The following is a 23,166-nucleotide window of genomic DNA, read 5'->3' as shown; positions in this document are numbered from 1 at the left end:
TTAAGCAGGTTTGATTAAAGGAACTGAAAAATCATGAAAAAACTTTATATTACATCAACAGGACAAATTTGTTTTATCATTGTTTTTGTTATGGCATCCCTGACATGTTCGTTTGCAGGACAGATTCATCTGTTTGCAGGTGCCGGGCTTAGGCAGCCCATTGACCGTCTGATTCAGACTTTTGAGTCCCGGACCGGCCACAAGGTATTTGTGGATTACGGCGGTTCAGGCAAGCAATGCGTCCGTATCCATGCCACTGGAAAAGGAGACCTGTTTATGCCGGGAGCGTTGTTTTATATAGAAAAACTGCAGAAAGCCGGTATTGCCCACAACTATATGCCGGTTGCCGTTCACACGCCGGTCGTCGGGGTAAACCGGAAATCAGCAGTACAAATCACAGCATTTGAAGATCTTGCCAAATCAGGTATGCGTATCGGCCTTGGCGATTCCAAGGCCATGGCATTGGGTAAAACCGCCGAGGTGATTCTGGAGCGTTCCGGCCTGAAACAGGAAATTTTGAAAAATGTGACCGTCTATGGAGCCACAGTGAAACAACTGGCCCTTTATGTGATCCAGGGTGATGTGGACGCAGCTATTATCGGTCGTGCCGATGCGGTTCAGGCCAGCGATAAAATACGCCTTGTCGAGATTCCCAAAATTTTTTTTACGGCGGAAACCATTGCTGTTGCTCTGCTGACAAATGGCATGAACCGGCCTGAAGTTGTGGATCTTCAAAATTATTTGTCCGGGTCAGATGCTGTCAAAGTTTTTGGTGATTATGGTTTCTTGCCGTTTGTCCCTGCATCTGCAGAGTCCAAAAAATAGACTATGCGCGTTTTTACCTGTGTATGCGTTGTGCTGATGCTTTTGTTTACCCTCATGATAATGGGGGTTCTTGTTGCGCTTTGCCTGCCCCTTCCCATCCGTGATCTGCTGCAGGCACTGGCTTCACGAGAAACATTTTTCGCATTGCGTCTGAGCTTGAGCTGTTCTGTTCTGGCAACCATTATATCTTTGCTCTGGGGAGTACCCACAGGATATCTTCTGGCGCGGAAAGATTTTTTTGGAAAAGCGCTGTTGGATATCCTGATGGACATTCCCATGATCATCCCGCCTTTGGTTGTGGGCATCGGCCTTATGTTTTTGTTCAGCTCAAGCGCACTTGGAAAACCCCTGGAAGCTCTGGGTATTCGGATATTGTTCACCCCTTTGGGAGCATGTGTGGCACAGACTTTTATTGCGGTTCCCATTATTATTAGGACCAGCCGGGCGGCTTTTGAAGACGTGGACATCCGATATGAATCGGCCGCACTGACCCTGGGGTCATCTGCGTTACATGCATTTTTCAAAATAACTCTGCCCCTGGCAGCAAACGGTATTTTATCAGGTGCCCTGCTTGCCATGGCACGCGCCATGGGTGAGTTCGGGGCCACCCTTATGGTTGCAGGGGCTACCCGCATGAAAACCGAGACCCTTCCCATTGCCGTATACCTCAATATTTCAAGCGGAGAAATCGGAATAGCCCTGGCCTGCTCCTGGATTCTCATGGGAGCAGGCCTTATTTTGCTGATCATTCTCAAGCTTATCGGTAAAATATCTCAGATCAATTCCCGATAATAACCCCCAGCGTTTCCAAAGCCCTTGCAAAGGGGGCTTCTTTTTCCGGAAGAATTACAAGATGTCGTTTTCCGGCCGGCAGGCAAAGAGATTTTAATTTTTTGTCGGTTAATATCTGTTTTCGGATTTCCCCATGGCACTCCAGCAAGGTCACCTTTCCTTTTTCCACAACTGCCGTGCTTCGATTTTCGACTTTTTCAAAAAGCGTTTCAAGGGGTTGTCCTATCTTTTCCGAAGTTATCTGATTGATATAGCGTTTAATCTCCTTTAATGTCTCCCCGGCTTTGACCGCATTGAGCAAAGAGGTAAGGGAAATGTGCCATTTGCCGGCCTCTTTTTGTTCTGCGATCTTGTCAAGGTAAAGGCTGTGATCAGGTGAGGGAGTGCCGCTCCCTTGATATAGAATGTCGGTGTCATCAAGTTCAAAATCATGAGCATCCAAGGTGCCATACTCTGTTGAAAGTCCAAGAACAAAAGCTCCCAGATCATTGAGCCGGATCTGCATCAGGCCGTCGCACATGCTTAAAAAAGGTTCATCATCCGCGCCCCAGCAGGATTGGAATTCAGTTCTGGCATAATAGGGAGATTTATAGGCAACATCCAAAAGCCCTGAAGTTGCGCAATATTCAAGAAAATAGATCAACAGGTATCTTAATTGTAAAATAGGCCAGGTGTCGTAATAGTCCAAATGGCCGTAATGGGGATCTCCAAAATAAAGTTTCCAGTCATAGTTGGTCATTTCAAATGTATAGTTTTCAGAGACCATGAACCTTGCCATTTCATCCACGGTAATCCATCTGCCCGGTTCAAGGCACCGCAATGCGTCATTGATCACGGGACGGCGGTGGACCGGTGACGTCATGGTACGGCCTTTGGCAGCTCTTTGCCCTTTTACTGCTGTAACCTGTGCGTATTCATCAATGATTTTTGTTTTTTCCCATTTTGTCCAGATGGTTTTAATTCCCCCGGCAAGATCATTTTTTAACGCTTTGGTGCCAGCCCGGGTTAATTTTAAAAAATTGCCGTCAATTGAGGCAAGTCCTCCCCCTTGAAGCAGCAGGGGCCAGGCAAAAGCCTGGAGAGGGCCAATTTTATCATCATCATAAAAATCTCCGTCACACAGAGCAGTTGAAATGTTTTTAATGGTTGCAGCCGTGGCACGACCTGTTTTGGGGCTGACCCTGATTTTATTTTCCGCCACCATGGTCAGTAAAATATTCAGGTTCATGCAGGCGGCATGGGCGGTTTCTCTGACCGTTAAGTCCGGGGTGTCTGCCAGGTCACCATAATTGAGTTGTTCAGGTTCGGGTGCCTTGATTTCTTTTTCCAGTTTTGTCATTAAGTCGGCTGGAATTTTTCCGTTAACAAAAAAAAGATAAAATAAATGCGTTTCCCCTCTGTATCCTGTTGATTTAGTTGTAGGAAGAGCGCCGTATTTGGCATGAAATTGTTGGGTATTAAAAACGCCGTTCCAGTTGTGAACGGCTTCGGCCAGGGCCTTGACTGCCATGGTATCTAAAGTTGCAATAATCTTTCCAAGATCCTTGAACAGGATGGCAGTGATATGGTCCACTATCTCAGCTTTGCGAGGGGGAATTTTTTTGCTGATCTGTTTGGCCAGAGACTTGAGTTCATCCACCCTGTAAACATCATTCAGGGCCTGTTTCAGTGTCTTGTAATTTTCTTGAAATCGTGCCATTGTTTGTCCTTTATTTTAGTGATGGGTGGAATCTTGATAAGTGTTTTTTTAAAGAAATTCCACCCATTGATTCAAGGCTTTTTAAATTAAGCCATGAATATCATGAAAAACAATAATCGGTAAATATGATAATGAAAAATAAGAATGAAAATAACGAACTGGTCATGGCTTACCGCCTACTTCCCCCTGTTTTAAAAATCATGGTCAGGATTCTGGCAGTTCAGGTATTTGAGTTCAGGCAAAAAGATATGATTTACTGCCTGAACGCCATGGAATTTACGGATGAAGATAGCAAGCCCTTTGTTCAAAAAAACATTCAGCCCCTTGTAAAGGAACTTGAAATCCAGGGATTGATCATTAAGAAACCAAAAGGGTTGACCTGTTCCGGGTCGGTATGGTCACAAGCATTTCAGGATGTTGTAATGGCGGGTGAATTTAAAGAAATTGCCTTTGCTGTTCTGGATGCAGTCCCCTTTGAACGCACACATGCCGGATTTTTATTTCGAAACATTAATGAGGCCTACCGGGCGATCCTGATAGCGGTTTATGGCGGTGAAGATTGTCTTGATATGTATAAAGTATATGCTTCTATCCGCTATTATCTGCCCATGGCATTTCGGGAGCATGTGCCGTTTCTAACGCTGTTTAACCGTCCGTTTACCCCCTGGATGCTGGATGTCCTTGCACCTGCCATGCGGATGGTGGTTCTTGAATATCTCCTGAAGGAGGCGGAGCCAATCCTGGAGCCTGTAGAAGTTGCTCTTGATTATTATGTGGAATTTTTGTCAAAATCGTCCGGGCTTGAAGAAAATTATAACGCCATGGTTTGTCTTTTGTTGAGCGGGAAAATCAAAGATCATCAAAAGCTTGTGTCAAGATTTAAAAAGTCCCCATCCCGTTCAGCCCATCTGGCGTGGGCCCTGATGCTGTGCAATAAGAATGATGAGGCATTGACTCAGTTCAAGGCCGCCCTGGTATCCCTGAAAAAAGAGACCCGCAAACGCAAAATTTTTTTACCTGGATATGAAGGCCTGTTTTTTTTGTTTGCCTTGTTGAAAAGTGAAAAGAGTGAAGATCATGAAGCGGCATTGACCTATATTGATATGGCCTCAGGGGATACAACCTTATGCTTGCCTGTCATGGAGGCCATGAGATCCCTGTTCCAGGAACGGCTTGGGCTTGTCTCAGTATTGCAGGATTCCCTTGAAAGCTCGGTTGCAGTGGAGCATCTGGTTGTCTCGTTTCTAAGCATTCTTGTTATGAGCTGGATTGATAAAAAAAAGGCTGAATCCTATATTTTCCAACTGGAGAATATTCAAAAAAAAACAATGGCAGCCGGTCTGTTGTGGATGGAGGCTGAAGTATGCGCTCTTCTTGCCAGTCTGGGTCATGATGCTAAGCATAATATAGAACGGTCGAAAAAAAATCACAAACTGTGTGGCACCCACACCCTTGCAACACTGGTTAAGCCCATACCCAAATGGGAAAAAACGCTCAAGTCCCTGATTCATATAGGGCAAGCTTCCGGCCCTAAACCTGAACCGGGGACAGATAAGCGAAATCAGCGTCTTATCTGGATTTTAGGATGCAGTGAAACATACAATACCTGCTACATCACACCCCGTCTTCAAAAATTGTCAAAGAACGGAACCTGGACAAAGGGCAGGGCCGTGGCATTGAAAAATCTGTATAATAACTATCACACCATGGAGGGGCTTACAGACCAGGATCGACGAGTGTGTTCCACCATTATTGAGGAGTTTTACAGAACCGGGTATGGCTATTACCACCAGGTTGAGTATGGGTTTGATGAGGAAAAAGCCCTGCCGCTGCTTGTGGGTCATCCTCTTTTGTTCCTTGGCGATTCCCTGGAAAGCCCTGTGGAACTTGTCATGGGAGATCCTGAAGTGCGGTTTCGCATTGACAAGGGGAAAATTAATATTGCAATGCATCCTATGCCGGATAGTAATGACAGCACTGCACTTGTGGTCAGGGAAACCCCTTCCCGGTTTAAACTGGTCAGGTTTTCTTCCGAACAACTGCAAATAGCTGATCTTTTGGGTGAAAATGGATTGAAACTGCCTGAAAAAGCGCAGGATATGGCAAGTCAGGTCATTGGCTCTCTTTCCTCACTGGTTACTGTTAACTCGGATCTTGCGGGTGCCGGAAGTGAACATGTCAGAGAAATAAAAGCTGATCCCATTCCACATGTTCATGTGATGCCCTGGCAGGACGGGATCAAAATAGAACTGCTGGTCAGGCCCTTTATTGATAAGGGTTCTTATTTCAAGCCAGGTCGTGGCGGGATCAATGTGTTTGCCGAGATTAAAGGAGAAAAGCTACAGGCTGTCCGTGATTTGAGCAGAGAAAAACAATTGTCCCAGGCCGTGATTGAACAATGTTCCACCCTGGAACATCTTGAGGAAGTTGGAGGACAGTGGCTGGTAGCAGACCCTGAAGAAGCCCTTGAGCTTCTTCTTGATCTGAAAAACTGCGATGACAAGATCGTTATGGAATGGCCCCAGGGAGAGAAAATGCAGGTCAGGTCCCAGGTTTCTTTTAATGATTTTAAGTTGAATATTAAAAAAGACAGAGAATGGTTTAAGGCCACGGGTACATTAAAGATTGATGAGAATCTGAGTCTTGATCTGGTAAAGCTGATGTCGCTTCTGGATAAACCTTCCGGTCGTTTTGTAGCAATGGATGACGGCACTTTTTTGAGCCTTACCCATTCTTTAAAAGAGCGGCTTGAAGAGTTGAAAGCTTATTCCACACCCCATGGAAAAGGGCTTAGATTTGCTCCCCTGGCAGTGCATGCCATTGAAGAGTTTACTGATCAGGCAGGATCATTGAAAAGTGACAAGGCATGGAAAATTCATTGTGAAAAACTAAAAGAGATTGTAACTCCCGACGTTCCAGGCACCTTGCAGGCCCGCCTGAGAGATTACCAGGTGACCGGCTTTAACTGGCTGGCCCAGCTTGCTCACTGGAATGTGGGTGCCTGCCTGGCCGATGACATGGGGCTGGGAAAAACAGTTCAGGCTCTTGCCGCAATTTTGCTGCATGCCGGTGACGGCCCTGGCCTTGTGGTGGCTCCTTTGTCGGTCATGGCCAACTGGCAGGAGGAGTGCCGCAATTTTGCCCCCACTCTCAATCCCCTTGTGTTTGGCCCCGGAGATCGGCAGAACTTTCTGGATGGGCTGGGTCCGTTTGATCTTGTGATTTCAAGCTATGGTCTTCTCCAGGTGGAGGCTGAAAAACTGGCCGGGGTGGATTGGCAATCCATTGTGCTGGATGAGGCCCAGGCCATAAAAAACATGAAGACAAAACGGTCAAAAGCTGCCATGGCACTCAATTCCAGGTTCAAGATGATCACCACGGGAACGCCTGTGGAAAACCACCTGGATGAGCTGTGGACATTATTTAATTTTTTGAATCCCGGTCTTCTGGGCACTTTTAACCGGTTCAAGAATTCTTTTGCTGTTCCCATTGAGAGGGACCAGGATAAGGATGCTTCCAGGCGATTGAAAAAATTGATTCGTCCCTTTATTCTGCGCCGGTTAAAAACCGATGTACTCAAGGAACTTCCGGAAAAAACCGAAATCACCCTTCAGGTGGAAATGAGCCAGGAAGAGGCTGTGCTGTATGAGGCTCAGCGCATCAAGGCCATTGCAAATATTGAAAATGCCGATGACAAACCCGGACAAAAGCATTTGAGAATTCTGGCGGAATTGATGAAATTAAGGCAGATCTGCTGCAATCCAGCCCTGGTTCTGCCGGATGCAGGTATTGACAGTTCAAAGCTGAGAGTGTTTGGGGATATTGTGGCAGAGCTGTTGGAAAACAACCATAAAGCTCTTGTTTTCAGCCAGTTTGTGGGCCATCTGACCATTTTGCGCAAGTTTCTGGATGCAAAAAATATCGCTTATCAATATCTGGACGGCTCCACAGCGGTCAAGACGCGGCAGGAACGGATCAAGGCCTTTCAAAACGGCAGCGGGGATCTCTTTTTGATCAGCCTTAAGGCAGGCGGCTTTGGCTTGAACCTTACGGCAGCCGATTATGTCATCCACATGGACCCCTGGTGGAATCCGGCCGTGGAGGACCAGGCATCAGACCGGGCCCACAGAATCGGCCAGGTCCGGCCTGTAACGGTTTATCGCCTTGTGGTCAAAGATTCCATTGAAGAGCGGATTATCAGTCTTCATAAGGAAAAACGTGACCTGGCGGAAAGCCTGCTGGCAGGCAGTGATATGGCCGGCAAGATTTCAGCCGCTGATCTGCTGTCTCTTTTGAAAGGATAGAGATTTCACCTGTTTTGTTTTAGATTACCTGTCTTAGCTGTCCTGTCTTAGCTGTCCGGCTTTGCCCGGCCTGTATTACCAGTCTGTATTGCCAGCCTGTATCGTCCGGGCTATCATGCATTACCGGGAATCAGGCTGCCTCAAAAAACAGGTCAACACCACGGCACCTGCGGTCAGGATCGCACACAGCAAGAAAGCCATGCTGAACGTGCCGGTAATATCTGCCAGAAAACCTGCCACAGCAGGCCCGGTAATCTGTCCGGCACCAAAGAACAAAGTGATAAAGCCAAAGGCTTTTACTGCCTGTACCGGTCCCATATAATCCCCGACTGCTGCCGACATGATGGTTGGAATGCTCCATACTGCCAGGCCGAAAATTCCAATAGATGCATACAAAAACAGATCAGGCAGATTTGCAGCAACCAGGGCATAGGCAATGGTAAATAGGGTGTAAACCACCATCATGCCGGTTTTGCGACCGAGTCTGTCTGACAGCCAGCCGAACAACGGGCCTGAAAATATGGAAAGCCCTCCGACAACAGCCCAGAATGTGCCTGCCGTACCCTCTCCAAACCCCCGTTCGTTTACCATGGTGGTGACAATAAAAGTGACATAGACGGCATAGGTTGTTCCAAAAATTGCATAAATGCAGCCCAGGTGTGTCATGGTCCATTTGTTGGATTTTTTTTTCTTTTGCACAGATTTGTGGGAAAAGGATGCCGGGGACTGATTTGCCTTGCCTAAAGGCATCAGCCCCTTTTCGCCCGGCTCATTTCTCAGGAGCAGCGCTGCAATGGCCGCGATAACAAGGGATATGATGCCTATGGTCAGCCAGCCCATGCGCCAGCCTTCTGCTCCCAGGTCGGCATTCACCCAGGGCACAAAAAAACCGGTAAAAACAATTGCCAGGCCGTTTCCGGACAGCATGGTGCCGGCAGCCCGTCCCCGGGTGCTTTTTAAAAACCAGTGCGAAACCAGTCCCATCAGCGGCACATTTGCCAGCCCGGACCCTACGCCGGTTGCCACATAAAGTGTTATGACTTCGGCAAATCCCATGGCACGGCTGATCAAAACCATTGACCCGCCCACCAGGACAAGGCCGATGGAAATGGTCCAGCGGGCACCAATGGCCCTGGCAAATATGCCGGCCAGCACTACGGAAATCATATATCCCACAAAGTTTCCCGTACCGATCAGCCCCATTTGAGAATAGTTCAGTTGAAGTGAACTCCCCATGGAAGGCAGCAGCATGCCCAGAGAAAACCGCCCCAGTCCAAGACATGAGAAAAGAACAGCCATGCCTGTAATAGTTATGATCCAGCCGTAATGCAATTGTGTTTTGCCTTCTATCGCCTGAGTTTTCGCATTCATTTTTATTCCTCCGGTTTGAAGTTGCTTTTTTTTGAATGATCTTAAAGTATACAGCTACTGGAGGGTCAAGCGCTAATAGGGATTTGAATCTGGGTGATGTGTTTTTCTTTGTCTTTTGTTATAAAATCATCAATGATAACGCGCTCAATTGCATCTCCTGTGATGCTGAGTTTTTTTTTCTCCAGGTGTTTGAAAATTTTTTCGTAAAAAAAACCTGATTTTTTATGATCCCCTGCGTTAAAAGTAACACAAGCATAAAACCCCGGGTCAAGACTGCTTGAAAAATCAGTATGACGTCCGTTTGGATTTAAAATAAAAATAGAATTGTACTCATTGAACTGTTTGTTTAAAAGATTCTCAAGGCTTATGGTTAAACCAACCCTTCCGATCATGATGGAATGGTTTACCCCGGAATCGTTTTCAAGCTTTCTCAAATTGATTTCAAGGTCAAAAATGGTTTTAATGTTTTCTTTTAAAAATATTATGTTTCTTTTGGGCAGTTTTTTGATCAACACTTTGCCAAGAGAATTGTTGTCCATGGCATTTTCAAGCTCCATGATTCTTTCATTTAAAAATCCCTTGATGTTTTTCAACCGCTGGATCTCGTTATCGGTTGCCTGTTTGTATTCTTTTAATGACTTGATAAAGCCATCCTGGTCTTCTGTTTTCAGATGGTGTTTGATATCATTTATGGAATAGCCCAGGTACCTTAAAAATTTAATGGAATTGAGCATCTCAAACTGCTCAATGGAATAATATCTGTAATTGTTTCGCGTATCGACCATTGCCGGTTTGAACAGATCAATTGAATCATAATACCGAAGTGTTTTGATGGGGATATTATGCAGTTTGGAAATTTCACCGATTGTAAATTCGTTTCTCATTGGTTTCGGCACTGGTTCAGTTTAATAGGTAATCACATAACTATAGAAAATATTTAAAGCCAAGGCTTTCGGCATAGTTTGAATCACCTTGAAAAATTATTTTGAATGGTATTAACCGGTTTTATTTCTTGTCAAATTCTTCCATGTATGCAGTCAAATCCTTTCTCAACCATTGAGGAACATCTACTTTTTCGAAGTTATCTGTTCTAAGGCATACAGTAACATTACTTCCTTCCACAACAATCTCATTTTCTTCACCATTAAGATATCCCCTGTATCCCCAACTGATTGAACTTTTCCCAATCTTTATAACCCTGACCTCCATGTCGATTTGATCTCCATATTTCATCTTACGATGGAAATCACTCTCAAGGTGAACCGTTGGTAAGGATAAATTTCGTTTGTGTAAGACCTCAGCATAAGATATCCCTAACATAGAATCGAAAAATTCTTCTATTGCAAGATGGAAGTAATGCATGAAACGTGGATAGTAGACAATACCAGCGTTATCAATGTCAGAAAAACAGACCTTAATGGGGACTCGAAAAAGCATTTTATTCCTTTCATGAGTAGAATATATTGTAAAAAATTACGGCAATTATGAGTATAGGATCAAGTGATAAAATTGTAATATCCTATCGAAAGAATTTTTCCTCAAAATTGCGGTGACGTCCATTTTTGTTATCGATGAATCCGATCCTTGGGGTACTTATAGTACAAAGATAATTATTTTCCAAGCCTCATGAAATATTTCTGATTCATTCACTCGTATATACACTATTGAATAATTAACGCCATTTTTCTTCTGGAAATTATTTTCTATAGTATAATCGTATTGCCTATGAGCCATTTATTTTTCTGGAATCACCGCGGTGGTTTCTATTTCAATAAGGCTTTGCGGTGCCAGAAGATCGGCAACAAATATCATACTCATAGCAGGAAAGTTTTTCCCAAGCAGTTGCTTCCATGCCTTACCGATTTCTCTTCGAGCCTCAATATATTTTTTTTTGTCGGTGCAGTAACAGGTCATACGGCAGATGTGTTCGGCTCCTCCACCGGCTTTTTTTAATATGGCAAGAATGTTTTTCAGGGCCTGTTCAAATTGTGGACCAATTTCTGTGGATTGAATAATTTCATTCTCATCCCATCCAACCTGCCCGGCGATAAATAAAATTTTTCCGGGACTAACGAGAATACCGTTGGCATAACCTGTTGTGGGTGCCCAGCCATCCGGTTGGATAATTTTTTTTTCAATACTCATTTTGTAATCCTTTTCGATAATTTTACTGGTTTGTGGTCAATGTTCTTTTGGCACCAATATTAAGACACCTACTTTGTCTTTGTCAAGATAGACCAAGGACGAACCTTAACTCCTATGCCGATAAAACCCAACCGGATTCTTTCTGAATCAATTATATTTTCACAAAATTGATCTGTCGAAATACCTTTACAGACATTAGAAATATTGTTACGGAATTCTCGAACCGTGTGGTTTGTTTGGTCGGATATTGTTCAAATTTACAAGACAGACAGGTCTGTACAAATAATTGTTTAGCCCTTTAAAATAAAAATAAGACCATGCTTCAACCTAAAGTTTGCAATTTCAAGGAAAAATAATGGCTGGGAAAAAAGCAGTACCGAAAAACAATAAAGGCTTTGAAGAGTCCCTGTGGGACTCCGCAAACAGGCTGCGGGGCAGCGTCGAGTCTTCAGAATACAAGCACGTTGTGCTGAGTTTGATCTTCCTCAAGTTTGTTTCAGACAAATTTGAGGAGCGACGGGCACAGCTGATTGCCGAGGGTAAAGAGCAATACGCCGATATGGTGGAGTTTTACACCATGAAGAACATTTTCTACCTGCCCGAGACTTCCCGCTGGAGCCATATTCAGCAACACGCCAAGCAGGGAGACATAGCCGTCAGGATCGACTCGGCCCTGACCGCGGTGGAAAAGAGCAATGCCTCGCTCAAGGGTGCCTTGCCGGACAACTATTTCTCCCGCCTGGGGCTGGATGGCAGCAAGCTTGCGGCCCTGATTGATGCCATCAACAACATCGACACGGTGGCGGACAAGGAAGAGGACGTGGTGGGCCGGGTGTATGAATATTTCCTCGGCAAGTTTGCCGCCTCCGAGGGCAAGCTGGGGGGCGAGTTCTATACGCCCAAGTGCGTGGTCAACCTGATCGCGGAGATGATCGAACCCTACAAGGGTAAGATCTATGACCCATGCTGCGGTTCGGGCGGCATGTTTGTGCAGTCGCTCAAGTTTGTGCAGAGCCACCACGGCAACACCAGGGACATATCGGTGTACGGGCAGGAGTTTACCGCCACCACCTACAAGCTGGCCAAAATGAACCTGGCGGTGCGCGGGCTTTCGGCCAATCTCGGTGAAGTCCCGGCTGATACCTTTTTTAAAGATCAGCACCCCGACTTGAAGGCCGACTATATCATGGCCAATCCGCCCTTTAACATGAAGGCGTGGCGGGCCGCTGACGAGCTGGTCAACGACTCGCGCTGGGACGGCTTTGAGACCCCGCCCACCGGCAATGCCAACTATGCCTGGATTCTTCATATGGTCTCCAAGCTCTCCGAACACGGCGTGGCAGGTTTTGTGCTGGCCAACGGCTCCATGTCCACCAACACCAAGGGTGAAGGCGCGATCCGCCAGAAACTGGTGGAAAACGATCTGGTGGACTGTATGATTGCGCTGCCCGGCCAACTTTTTTTCACCACACAGATTCCCGTCTGCCTCTGGTTTCTCACCAAGAATAAAAAAGGCGAAAGCGAGCGCGGCTACCGCAACCGTGAGGGCGAGACTCTTTTTATCGACGCCCGCAAGATCGGCTCGATGATCAACCGCACCCAAAAGGAACTTCTGCCTGATGATATTGCAGCCATTGCCAAAACCTATCATGCATGGCGGGGTGAACCGGACGGGCAGAATAAGGCAAAAGACGGCGTCTATGAAGACCAGGCTGGCTATTGCAAATCCGCTACCCTGGAAGAGATGCGCAAACACGACTATGTGCTTACGCCCGGACGTTACGTCGGCGCAGCGCCTCTGGAGGACGACGGAATCCCCTTTGAAACCAAGATGACCGAGATGAGCCAGGCGCTTTACGCACAGATGAAAGAGTCGGCAAAGCTGGATGAGGTGATTCGGAAGAATCTGGAGGTGCTGGGTTATGGGGAGTGAGCTTACACAGGACAGGGATTACCTGGAGTGGCTGAAAGAGCTTAAAAAAAAGGTTCGGCAATCCCAACTCAAAGCAGCCGTAGCGGTGAACACTGCATTACTGGAGTTTTACTGGGGGCTTGGGGCGGATATTGTTGAAAAACAGAAAGGTGCCAAGTGGGGTAGCGGGTTTCTTAAACGACTCAGTCAAGACTTGATGGCTGAATTTCCAGATATGAAAGGGTTTTCCAAAAGAAATCTGGAACAGATCCGAAGATGGTATTTTTTTTACAATACGGATTTTGAATTTGCGAAGCAGCCTGCTACGCAATTGTTCAATATTCCATGGTGGCATCATGTGGTGATTGTAAGCAAATGCAAAACAACCCCAAAAGCCTTTTTTTACATAGAGAAAACCATCGAAAACAACTGGAGCCGGAGCGTTTTGACCCACCAGATTGAAAGCGGTCTTTATGAAAGACAGGGAAAAGCCATGACCAATTTCAGCAAGGCACTTCCGACGCCCCAATCTGATCTTGCCCAACAGATTATCAAAGATCCATACAATTTCGATTTCCTGACGCTGACAGAGAATTATAACGAACGGGAGCTTGAACAGAACCTGATACAGCATGTCACAAAGTTTCTGTTGGAGCTGGGAGCCGGTTTTGCCTATATGGGGAAACAGGTCCCGGTTCAGGTAGGCGAGCGGGACTTTTTCCTTGATCTTCTGTTTTACCACACAAGACTTCACTGCCATGTGGTCATTGAACTGAAAACAGTGGATTTTGAGCCGGAACATGCGGGGAAACTCAATTTTTATATCAAAGCGGTTGATGAAAAACTACGAAAAGACGGAGATAACCCGACCATAGGCATTTTGCTGTGCAAGAACAAGGATAGACTTGTGGTTGAATATGCCTTGAGTGACATCCATAAACCCATGGGCGTTTCAGAATATCAGTTGACACAGGCCTTGCCTGAAAATCTGAAATCAAGCCTGCCGTCCATTGAAGAGATAGAGGCAAAGCTGAGTGGAGAATTTGAACATGAGTAATATTTTATTTTCGGGGAACTTGGGAGTGTTGGGTTATGGGAAGTGAATGGCCAATCATGACTCTCGGTGAGCTTTGTCCAACAATCACCGATGGGGCACATCAAAGCCCAAAGTCTGTAGATGTGGGAATGCCGATGGCATCAGTAAAGGATCTCACCCGATTTGGAGTTGATGTTTCAGGTGCGAGGAAAATATCTGGAGAAGATTTCGCTTTTTTAGTTAGACAAGGATGCAAACCTCAAAAAGATGACGTCCTAATTGCGAAAGATGGAAACAGCGCTTTGGACACTGTTTGCACCGTTAATGGAGAAGCAGATTATGTGCTGCTTTCTTCAGTTGCTATTCTGAGGCCAGACACAAACCAACTGGATTCAAACTTCCTGAAATACTATTTTTGCTCAGAACAAACATTAGACTATCTTAAAAGCAACTTTATTTCAGGTGCTGCCATTCCGAGAGTGATACTTAAGGATTTTAAAAAGGCCGAAATTTCGCTCCCGCCTCTCCACAAGCAAAAAGCAATCGCTCACATCCTGAGATCATTGGATGACAAGATTGAGTTGAATCGGCGGATGAATGCGACGCTGGAAGGGGTGGCGCAGGCGCTCTTCAAAAGCTGGTTTGTGGACTTTGACCCGGTGATCGACAATGCCCTTGCCGCCGGTAATCCGATCCCCGAAGAACTTGCCGAACGAGCGGAAGTCCGCCGCAAAGCCCTTGCCAATGGCACCGCCAATCGTGAAGCCGCCAAACAATTCCCCGCCGCCTTTCAACGCACCGAAGAAATGGGCTGGATTCCGGAGGGGTGGGAAGTTGGCCAGATGAGCGACCATGCATTGATTGAAATGGGCCAATCACCAAAGGGAAACACATACAACAGTAACGGCGAAGGAACACCATTAGTGAATGGTCCTGTTGAATTTGGACCCTATTTCACCAACAGAAGCAAGTGGACCACTTCGCCAACTAAGTTATCCCATAAAGGTGATCTAATAGTTTGCGTGAGAGGAAGCACCACAGGTCGCTTCGTGAAAAGTGATGACCGATATTGCCTTGGCCGTGGCGTTTGTAGCGTTCGGGGAAAGCGATCCCAATGCTTTGTGGATCAAATATTCAAATCCAGTATTACAGAGATGCTTGGCTTAACCACTGGATCAACATTTCCAAATTGGAGCCGTCAGACACTTTCCGGATTCGCAGCGATTGTCCCACCTAATTCTATTGTCGATAAATTCGATGAGTATATCTCACAGAAGATCGAACGAATTGAATCTGGATTTTTAGAATCAGCATCACTTTCCAAGCTCCGAGACACCCTTCTCCCCAAACTAATCTCCGGAGAACTACGCATTCCCGAAGCTGAAAAACTAACCGAGGAGGCGCTGGTATGAAATTTATTGAATCCCAACCTGAAGCAGCAAATCCCATTTTTCGAGGAGCTAAAGGGTTGACATTAGCAAGGGTCTTTACCACATTTTGATACAAAAGAGAAAATATCATGAATAATTTGAATATTACTCCGGAATACAAAAAATGGCTTGTCACACTGAAATCAAAAATTCGTTCTGCCCAGATCAAAGCTGCTTTAGCGGTCAACTCTGCATTAATTGAGTTTTACCGGGACCTGGGGAGAATGATCAGTGAAAAAGATGCTGTGTGGGGTTCCCGATTTCTGAAAAATCTTTCTAAGGATTTGAAAAAAGAATTTCCTGATATTCAGGGGTTCTCTGTCACCAATCTCAAATATTGCCGCCTGTTTTATCATTACATTTCAATTAGTCCCCAGGTTGGGGACGAAACAACAAAATTGAAAAGTCCCCGGGCCGGGGACCAAATAGATCTGCCTTCAGGCGATGAAATATATCAACATATCAGACAGATTCCCTGGGGACATATTAAATTGCTGATTGGCAAGGTGAAAGATCAACATGCTGCCTTGTTCTACATCCATGAAACCATTGAGAACGGTTGGAGTCGAGATGTTCTGGCATTGCAGATCAAGTCAAATCTTTATTCCCGGCAGGGTAAGGCAATTACCAATTTTAAAACAACTTTGCCGGAACCACAGTCGGATCTGGCCCAGCAAACCATCAAAGACCCCTACAGCTTTGACTTTCTTGCCTTCACAAAACCTTATAATGAACGGGATATTGAAAACCAGCTGATCACCCACATCACAAAATTTTTGCTGGAATTGGGAAAGGGATTTGCCTTTGTGGGGCGGCAGTATCACCTGGAAGTTGGAGACAGTGACTACTATCTGGATCTGCTGTTTTACCACATAAAATTAAAATGCTATGTTGTTGTTGAGTTGAAAAATACAAAATTTATTCCTGAATATGCCGGTAAACTCAACTTTTATCTTTCAGCAGTGGACAGTTTACTCAAATCAGAAACAGATCAGCCAACAATCGGGATACTTCTCTGTCGGGACAGAAACAGCATTGAAACGGAATTTGCGTTGAGGGATATCAACAAACCCATGGGGGTCAGTGATTTTACCCTGACTGAAAATCTGCCGGAGAACCTGAAAGGCAGCTTGCCTACTATTGAAGAAATTGAAGCGGATTTAGAACGCCTGGAAGAAAAGGGGCAATAGCATGAAATTCACCGAAGCCCAACTGGAAGCAGCCATCATAGAACTCCTTAAAGCAGAGGGGTATCCCCATGTGCCGGGTGGTGCAATTGATCGTCAGCCCCAGGAGGTGTTGATCAAGGCTGATCTGCGGGCGTTTCTGGCCAGGCAGTATGCGGCGGACGGCATCACGCCGGTTGAAATCGAGTCGGTGATTCGGAAATTGGAAGCTTACTCGGCGGCGGATCTCTACGGGAGCAACAAGGCGACCATGAAGCTGGTTTCGGACGGATTTTTGCTCAAGCGGGAAGACCGGGACCAAAAAGACCTCTATGTGCAGTTGATCGATTATTCGGAACTGGCCGCGTTTCGGGAACCAAAGGCGGGCGAAGTGCCGCTGATTGTGGCGGAGGAGGTGGCGGTTTACCAGACCGGCGGCAACATCTTCAAGATGGTGAATCAGATGGAGATCATTGGTTATGAAAAGCGGATACCGGATGGGATTCTCTACATCAACGGGCTGCCGCTGGTGGTGTTTGAATTCAAGAGCGCCATCCGTGAGGAGGCGACCATTCATGATGCCTTTGGTCAGCTGACTGTGCGTTACAAACGAGACATCCCGGAGCTGTTTAAATACAATGCCTTTTGCGTGATCAGTGACGGGGTGAACAACAAGGCAGGGTCTTTTTTTGCAGGCTATGAATTTTTCTACGCCTGGCGCAAGACTGACGGCAACGATCTGATCGAAAAAGACGGGATCGACTCGCTCTATTCCATGATCAGGGGTTTGTTTCATCCAACCCGGCTGTGTGATGTGATCCGCAACTTTATCTATCTGCCCGACAACTCCCGGCAGGAGAAGAAAATTCTTTGTCGGTATCCGCAATACTACGCGGCAACAAAGCTGTATCAAAACATTTTGCAACACATGCGGCCTGAAGGCGACGGCAAGGGCGGCACCTATTTTGGGGCAACGGGTTGCGGAAAGAGCTTTACCATGTTGTTTCTGACGCGGTTGCTGATGAAGAGCGTGGCGCTGTCGAGTCCGACCATCGTGTTGATCACGGACCGCACGGATCTGGATGACCAGCTCTCGGGCCTCTTTACCGATGGCAAGGGCTACATCGGGGATGAGTCGGTAATCAGTGTGGAGAGCCGGACACAGCTGCGGGAGTTGTTGAAAGGACGTAACAGCGGCGGGGTTTTTCTGACCACGATTCATAAGTTTACCCAGGACACGGAGCTTTTGACAAAGCGCAACAACGTGATTTGCATCTCGGATGAAGCCCACCGCAGTCAGGTGAACCTGGACCAGAAAGTAAAAATCACAAAAGAGGGTGTAGTGCGGACATTCGGCTTTGCCAAATATCTGCACGACTCGCTGCCGAACGCGACCTATGTGGGCTTCACCGGCACACCCATTGATGCGACCCTGGATGTCTTCGGCGAGGTGGTGGACGCCTACACCATGACGGAATCGGTGGCCGATGAGATCACGGTGCGCATTGTTTACGAAGGCCGGGCAGCAAGGGTGCTGCTCGACAACGGCAAACTTGCCCAGATTGAAGACTACTATGCCCAATGCGCGGATAACGGGGCCAACGACTACGCGATTGAGAGCAGCAAACGGGCCAACCTGCAAATGACCGCCATTTTAGGAGACCCTGACCGCCTGAAGGCTTTGGCCGCAGATTTTGTCGACCATTATGAGGCACGCATCAACGAAGGTGCCACAATCGCCGGTAAAGCCATGTTCGTCAGCAGCAGCCGTCCAATCGCCTATGATTTTTACAAAGAAGTGATTGCTCTGCGTCCCGAATGGGCACAATTAAAGATATGCGCTGATGGTGAGAAACTAACCGAACAGGAAAAAAAGCAGATCATGCCCATGGAACGGATCAAGCTGGTGATGACCCGTGGCCAGGATGATGAACCTGCTTTATACGACATGCTGGGAACCAAAGAATACCGGGAAAAATTAGCCAAACAGTTCAAAACACCTGAATCCAATTTTAAAATCGCCGTTGTGGTGGATATGTGGCTCACCGGCTTTGATGTGCCCTTCCTCAACAGCATGTATATTGACAAGCCGGTCAAACGGCACAACCTTATCCAGACCATTTCCCGTGTGAACCGGAAGTGCCTGCAAAAAGAAAAAGGGCTGATCATCGATTATATAGGTATCAAGAAGCAGATGAACCTGGCCCTGGCTCATTACGCCAAAGCAGACACCGCAAATTTTGAGGATGTGAAGCAATCCATTGTGGTGGTCAGGGACCATCTGGACTTGATGCGTGCGATCTTTCACAAGTTTGATTCCACCCTGTATTTTTTTGGTCAGCCCATGGAGCAGCTGCACTGCCTCAACATGGCTGCGGAATATGTCCAGATTACCGGTGATCTTGAGAAGCGCTTCATGTTTCTGTCCAAACGAATGAAAGCCGCCTATGACATCTGTGTCGGGTGTGATGAGTTTGTGCAGGAAGAGCGGGATCATGTCCATTTCTACCTGGCGGTTCGATCCATAATATTCAAACTCACAAGAGGCGATGCTCCGGATCTTGCTCAAATGAATGCCAGGGTGCAGCAAATGATTGCCAAGGCCTTGCAAAGTGACGGGGTCGAAGAGATCTTAAAGATTGGGCAGGGGGATATTGCCGAGGTGGATATTTTCGACCCGGATTACATGGCGAAAATCGAAAAGATCAAGCTGCCGAACACCCGGATCAAACTGCTCCAGCAGTTACTGGCCAAGGCGATTGAAGCTTTCAAGAAGGTCAACAAGCTCAAGGGCGTCGATTTTTCAAAACAGTTCAAAGCCCTGGTGGACAAATACAATGACCGCAGCGAGCAGGATACACTTGAGAGCAAGGTGCTGGAAGATTTTACCGATGAGATTATCGACCTGTACCATGCCATAAAAAAGGAAAAAGAATCTTTTGCCGAACTGGGCATTGATTTTAAAGAAAAAAGCTTCTACGACATCCTTAAAACCCTCACCATCAAATATGATTTTCAATATCCTGAGGACAAGCTCCTTGATCTTGCAAAAAAAGTGAAAGTCATAGTTGACGACAAGGCCAGATACACCGACTGGAGCCAACGAGTAGACATCAAGGCTGAACTCAAAGCAGACCTTATCATTTTGCTGGCTGAATCCGGCTATCCGCCAGTGGATCGGGATGAGGTGTACAAAAAAATCTTTGAACAGGCTGAGAATTTCAAGAAATATCAAGTTTAATGACGCTCCATCCCGTTTTTTGCCCGACAGAAAAGGGTTTCGATTCTTTCGGATCTGAGTCAATAGAAAATCAGTATGGTAATATCCAGGACATTGTGGCCCCTATGTATCAGGATTGTTCGATTTTGAATGACAACGGGCCGGCAACTTGCTATCATTGTTGGCTATTTGTCCGGCAAAATCATGATGCGCCGGTTGAATTTGAGGTATGGAAAATAAAAATTAACCTAATTGTAATGGATGAGAAAAATGTTGACTGTATGTAAAAAAATTACCCCTGTATTTGTTGTGTTGCTCGCACTTTTTTTGATGGATGCCGGCTGGATTGCAGATACGGCAGATGCCCGTTCCAGGGCAGGCGGCACGTCGTTTAGATCCGCCCCCAGAACTTCGCCTGTTCAGAAGACTGCACCGGCTCAGCCCAAGAAAAGCGGCGGATTTGCCAGCGGACTTGTTGGCGGTCTCCTGGGCGGTGCCATCGGCGGCATGCTTTTTGGTTCCATGTTTGGAGGCGGTGGCCAAGGCATGGGACTTTTGCCGATCCTGTTGTTTGCAGGTGTGGGATTTTTTCTGTTTCGACGATTTGCCAAATCCAGACAGAAGGCAGCACATGAACAATTCAACGGTTTTTCCGCTGCCGGGCAGAGTGGGCCTTCCGGCCAGACAATGACAGGGCAGGGGGCAGCCCAGACCGTGGAAGAAGGTCTTAACGAGATCAGTCAGACAGATGAAAATTTTAACGCCTCGGAGTTTCTGTCGATTGCCTCGGACGTGTTCTTTCAGGTGCAGGCAGGCTGGATGCGCCGGGATCTGGATTCTTATCGGGATCTGCTGGGCTCCCAACTTGCCTCGGAGTACGAGGTGCAGTTTGCACAAATGCGTGAAAAAGGCATTATCAACAAGCTGGAAAATATTGCCATCAGGACGGTAGACATAGTCGATGCCGGCAACACCGGAACTAAAGATTTTGTAACCGTACTTTTCCTTGCGAATCTGCTCGATTATACCGTGGATGAGACAACAGGGGACATAGTGGATGGCAGTATGACCCAGCCTGTAAAATTCCAAGAGGAATGGACCTGGGCACGGCCTGTCGGGACCAACGCCTGGAAACTGGAAGGCATCAAGATTGTGGATGAATAGACAACTGCTGTTGTCCAGGTGATCTGCCGGTTTCTGAGCATATTTTCAAGGCCGGTATCAAAAAAGATGGAAACCATGCCAATGTTCCGCTTGTGGGGTGGCAAACTGGTAATCCTTTGATCGCCTATGAAGATATCTCCCTTGTCAATGGGGGGGGGTGAAACCAGTCAGCATAAAGCTGCCTCGGTTTTGACGGCATCTTCTTTGGCACAGACCATATTGGCATTCTGGACATAGGCCCCCCTGAAAGGATAGGGCCTTGACTCAAAACAAAATGAAATTTGAAATGTAAGATCATTTAAAACGTGCAAAATATTACTTGAAAAAATAGTGTATAGGTTTATTGTTTGATTCCTGTTTGATTTGAATGAAGGGTATGTTATTCAGGATGTATAAACCAACTGCAATGACTTTTGTGAGAGATTATGTTTGAATTTGATTATTGGAAACTGCTGGCGGGGCTGGGAATTTTCCTGTTTGGCATGCAATTGCTTGAAAATTCAGTAAAAGATCTTTCTGGAAAAGCTTTTCGACGAATTATCCGTGATTATACCAACACCCGGCTAAAAGCCATTGCAAACGGAACACTTGTCACGGCTTTATTACAGAGTAGTTCTGCTGTGTCACTTATGGTACTTGCTTTTGTGGGTGCAGGTATAATGAGTATGGAAAATGCCATCGGAGTGATCCTCGGTTCCAATATCGGTACAACACTGACAGCATGGATTGTAGCCACCCTGGGATTTAAAATCAAAATAGAAACATTTGCTCTTCCGTTTATTGGTACGGGTGCGGCCGGATTAATTTTGTTCAAACCTGGGACCCGGTTTTATCATATTAACCGGCTGTTGATTGGTTTTGGATTTTTGTTCCTTGGTCTGGATTATATGAAAACCAGTGTGGAGAGTTTTTCACAAAATTTTAATCCAGGTCAATTTCAGAACCTGGCCCTGTGGATGTGCCTGCTTATCGGAACTGTAATCACAGCGCTTATGCAGGCAAGTGCTGCAACCATAGCCATTACGCTTGCCGCTTTAAACAGCCAGTTGATGACATTTGAAATGGCAGCAGCCATGGTTATCGGTGCCAATATCGGCACAACCGCCACTGTTCTTCTCGGTGCTATCGGCGGGTCACCTCCTAAAAAAAGAGTGGCTGGCAGCCATCTGGCTTTCAACCTTGTGACCGGTATCATTGCTTTTGCCGCACTGCCTGTAATGGTTATGATCGTGAGAATATTTATTGATGTCACAGTCAATGGCCCTGTGGGCCTGGCATTGTTTCATACCATTTTTAACATCACTGGGGTGGTTATATTTTTGCCGATTGTCAAAGTTATGACTAATTTTCTTGTTAAATTATTTCCCGAGAGAAAGACCCAGTTGTGTGTTCATATCACAGATACTCCGGCAGAAGAGGTTGAAGCAGCTGTTGTAGCACTGAAAAATGAAATTATTCATTTGCTGCAGGAATGCCAGTTATATACTTTAAGATCCCTTCATATTGATAAAACACTTGTTTTTGAGGAGCCACTGCCTTTTGAAAAGGGTAAAAAAAAGCAAGTGCCAATGGATGTTTTTTACAATGATATAAAAGCGCTGCATTCGTCCATTATTGCTTATTATTCACTTATTCAGACCCATAAGCTGGATGAGATCATTTCCCAGGAAATAGAAAGAGCTATTCTCGCATCCAGAAATATCATGAACTCTGCAAAAAATTTCAAGGGTATTCGACCGGATTTTGATGAATTTGAATCATCTGATTCAGCATTTTTAAACCGCCAGTATGACCGATTTAGAAAGCGACTAATCACCTTGTATCATGAGATCAATGAGGCGCTTTTACTAAATGATGAGCAATTACAGTATGCCACGATTATTAAGGCATTTGCCCATGTGGAACAGGCGGATAAATTATTTATTCAGCAAATTGTCCAGACTTCATCGGATAATAAAGAGGAAAATCTTGACCTGTCCACCTTGTTTCTTGTAAATCGCCTTTTTACTCAGGCATGCAGAATGTTCATCTTCAGCATGAAAGATGTGCTTCTTACACAAGAAAAAACCATTGCTTTTGACAAAGCGGTAGAACCCTGACGC

15 protein-coding genes are annotated in these 23,166 nt (G+C 46.0%); 10 read left to right on the top strand and 5 right to left on the bottom strand.

Features of this window, described 5'->3' with window-relative positions; translation table 11 throughout:
* The first annotated feature begins 33 nt into the window (after positions 1–33).
* Both modA and TOL2_RS19930 read left to right on the top strand, forming a co-directional pair.
* Positions 34–825 carry a molybdate ABC transporter substrate-binding protein gene (modA, locus tag TOL2_RS19935; protein ID WP_014959083.1) on the top strand — a complete coding sequence of 264 codons (792 nt, stop codon included), beginning with the start codon at positions 34–36 and terminating at the stop codon, positions 823–825.
* A gap of 3 nt (positions 826–828) precedes the next feature.
* Positions 829–1,617 carry an ABC transporter permease gene (locus tag TOL2_RS19930; protein WP_041279648.1) on the top strand — a complete coding sequence of 263 codons (789 nt, stop codon included), beginning with the start codon at positions 829–831 and terminating at the stop codon, positions 1,615–1,617.
* On the opposite strand, the gene TOL2_RS19925 is transcribed toward TOL2_RS19930, so the two are convergent.
* Positions 1,604–3,316: a hypothetical protein gene (locus TOL2_RS19925; protein ID WP_014959082.1), complete on the bottom strand. Its 1,713-nt coding sequence runs from the start codon at positions 3,314–3,316 to the stop codon at positions 1,604–1,606. The genes TOL2_RS19930 and TOL2_RS19925 overlap by 14 nt on opposite strands.
* Before the next feature lie 131 nt (positions 3,317–3,447).
* Between TOL2_RS19925 and TOL2_RS19920 the strand changes: the two genes are divergently transcribed.
* On the top strand, positions 3,448–7,620 hold the full coding sequence (locus tag TOL2_RS19920; protein WP_148278157.1) for a DEAD/DEAH box helicase: 4,173 nt from the start codon (positions 3,448–3,450) through the stop codon (positions 7,618–7,620).
* Positions 7,621–7,740: 120 nt separating this feature from the next.
* On the opposite strand, the gene TOL2_RS19915 is transcribed toward TOL2_RS19920, so the two are convergent.
* The 4 genes from TOL2_RS19915 to TOL2_RS19900 form a co-directional block, all read right to left on the bottom strand.
* Complete coding sequence (locus TOL2_RS19915) at positions 7,741–8,991, bottom strand: MFS transporter (protein ID WP_014959080.1); 1,251 nt, start codon at positions 8,989–8,991, stop codon at positions 7,741–7,743.
* A 65-nt stretch (positions 8,992–9,056) separates the two neighbouring features.
* Entirely contained in the window at positions 9,057–9,875 is an 819-nt protein-coding gene (locus tag TOL2_RS19910) for a MerR family transcriptional regulator (RefSeq protein WP_014959079.1), read from the bottom strand.
* A 121-nt stretch (positions 9,876–9,996) separates the two neighbouring features.
* On the bottom strand, positions 9,997–10,428 hold the full coding sequence (locus tag TOL2_RS23855) for an acyl-CoA thioesterase (RefSeq protein ID WP_014959078.1): 432 nt from the start codon (positions 10,426–10,428) through the stop codon (positions 9,997–9,999).
* Between the two features lie 297 nt (positions 10,429–10,725).
* On the bottom strand, positions 10,726–11,136 hold the full coding sequence (locus TOL2_RS19900) for a RidA family protein (RefSeq protein WP_014959077.1): 411 nt from the start codon (positions 11,134–11,136) through the stop codon (positions 10,726–10,728).
* 355 nt (positions 11,137–11,491) lie between these two features.
* On the opposite strand from TOL2_RS19900, the gene TOL2_RS19895 reads away from it, so the two are divergent.
* From TOL2_RS19895 to TOL2_RS19860, 7 genes are all read left to right on the top strand, one after another.
* Entirely contained in the window at positions 11,492–13,069 is a 1,578-nt protein-coding gene (locus TOL2_RS19895; RefSeq protein WP_014959076.1) for a type I restriction-modification system subunit M, read from the top strand.
* On the top strand, positions 13,059–14,105 hold the full coding sequence (locus tag TOL2_RS19890) for a PDDEXK nuclease domain-containing protein (protein WP_014959075.1): 1,047 nt from the start codon (positions 13,059–13,061) through the stop codon (positions 14,103–14,105). Before TOL2_RS19895 ends, TOL2_RS19890 begins: the two co-directional genes overlap by 11 nt.
* 35 nt (positions 14,106–14,140) lie before the next feature.
* Positions 14,141–15,496 carry a restriction endonuclease subunit S gene (locus TOL2_RS19885; RefSeq protein WP_014959074.1) on the top strand — a complete coding sequence of 452 codons (1,356 nt, stop codon included), beginning with the start codon at positions 14,141–14,143 and terminating at the stop codon, positions 15,494–15,496.
* A 107-nt stretch (positions 15,497–15,603) separates the two neighbouring features.
* Entirely contained in the window at positions 15,604–16,704 is a 1,101-nt protein-coding gene (locus tag TOL2_RS19880; protein ID WP_014959073.1) for a PDDEXK nuclease domain-containing protein, read from the top strand.
* A gap of 1 nt (position 16,705) precedes the next feature.
* Positions 16,706–19,921 carry a type I restriction endonuclease subunit R gene (locus TOL2_RS19875; RefSeq protein WP_014959072.1) on the top strand — a complete coding sequence of 1,072 codons (3,216 nt, stop codon included), beginning with the start codon at positions 16,706–16,708 and terminating at the stop codon, positions 19,919–19,921.
* A 249-nt stretch (positions 19,922–20,170) separates the two neighbouring features.
* Positions 20,171–21,064: a Tim44 domain-containing protein gene (locus TOL2_RS19865; protein ID WP_041279646.1), complete on the top strand. Its 894-nt coding sequence runs from the start codon at positions 20,171–20,173 to the stop codon at positions 21,062–21,064.
* Between the two features lie 425 nt (positions 21,065–21,489).
* On the top strand, positions 21,490–23,163 hold the full coding sequence (locus TOL2_RS19860; protein ID WP_014959070.1) for a Na/Pi cotransporter family protein: 1,674 nt from the start codon (positions 21,490–21,492) through the stop codon (positions 23,161–23,163).
* Positions 23,164–23,166 lie beyond the last annotated feature (3 nt).

It is taken from the genome of Desulfobacula toluolica Tol2, from assembly GCF_000307105.1.
GTDB classification, from domain to species: domain Bacteria; phylum Desulfobacterota; class Desulfobacteria; order Desulfobacterales; family Desulfobacteraceae; genus Desulfobacula; species Desulfobacula toluolica.
The sequence above is the reverse complement of the archived record's forward strand: the minus strand, read 5'-3'. Positions and strand labels throughout refer to the sequence as shown.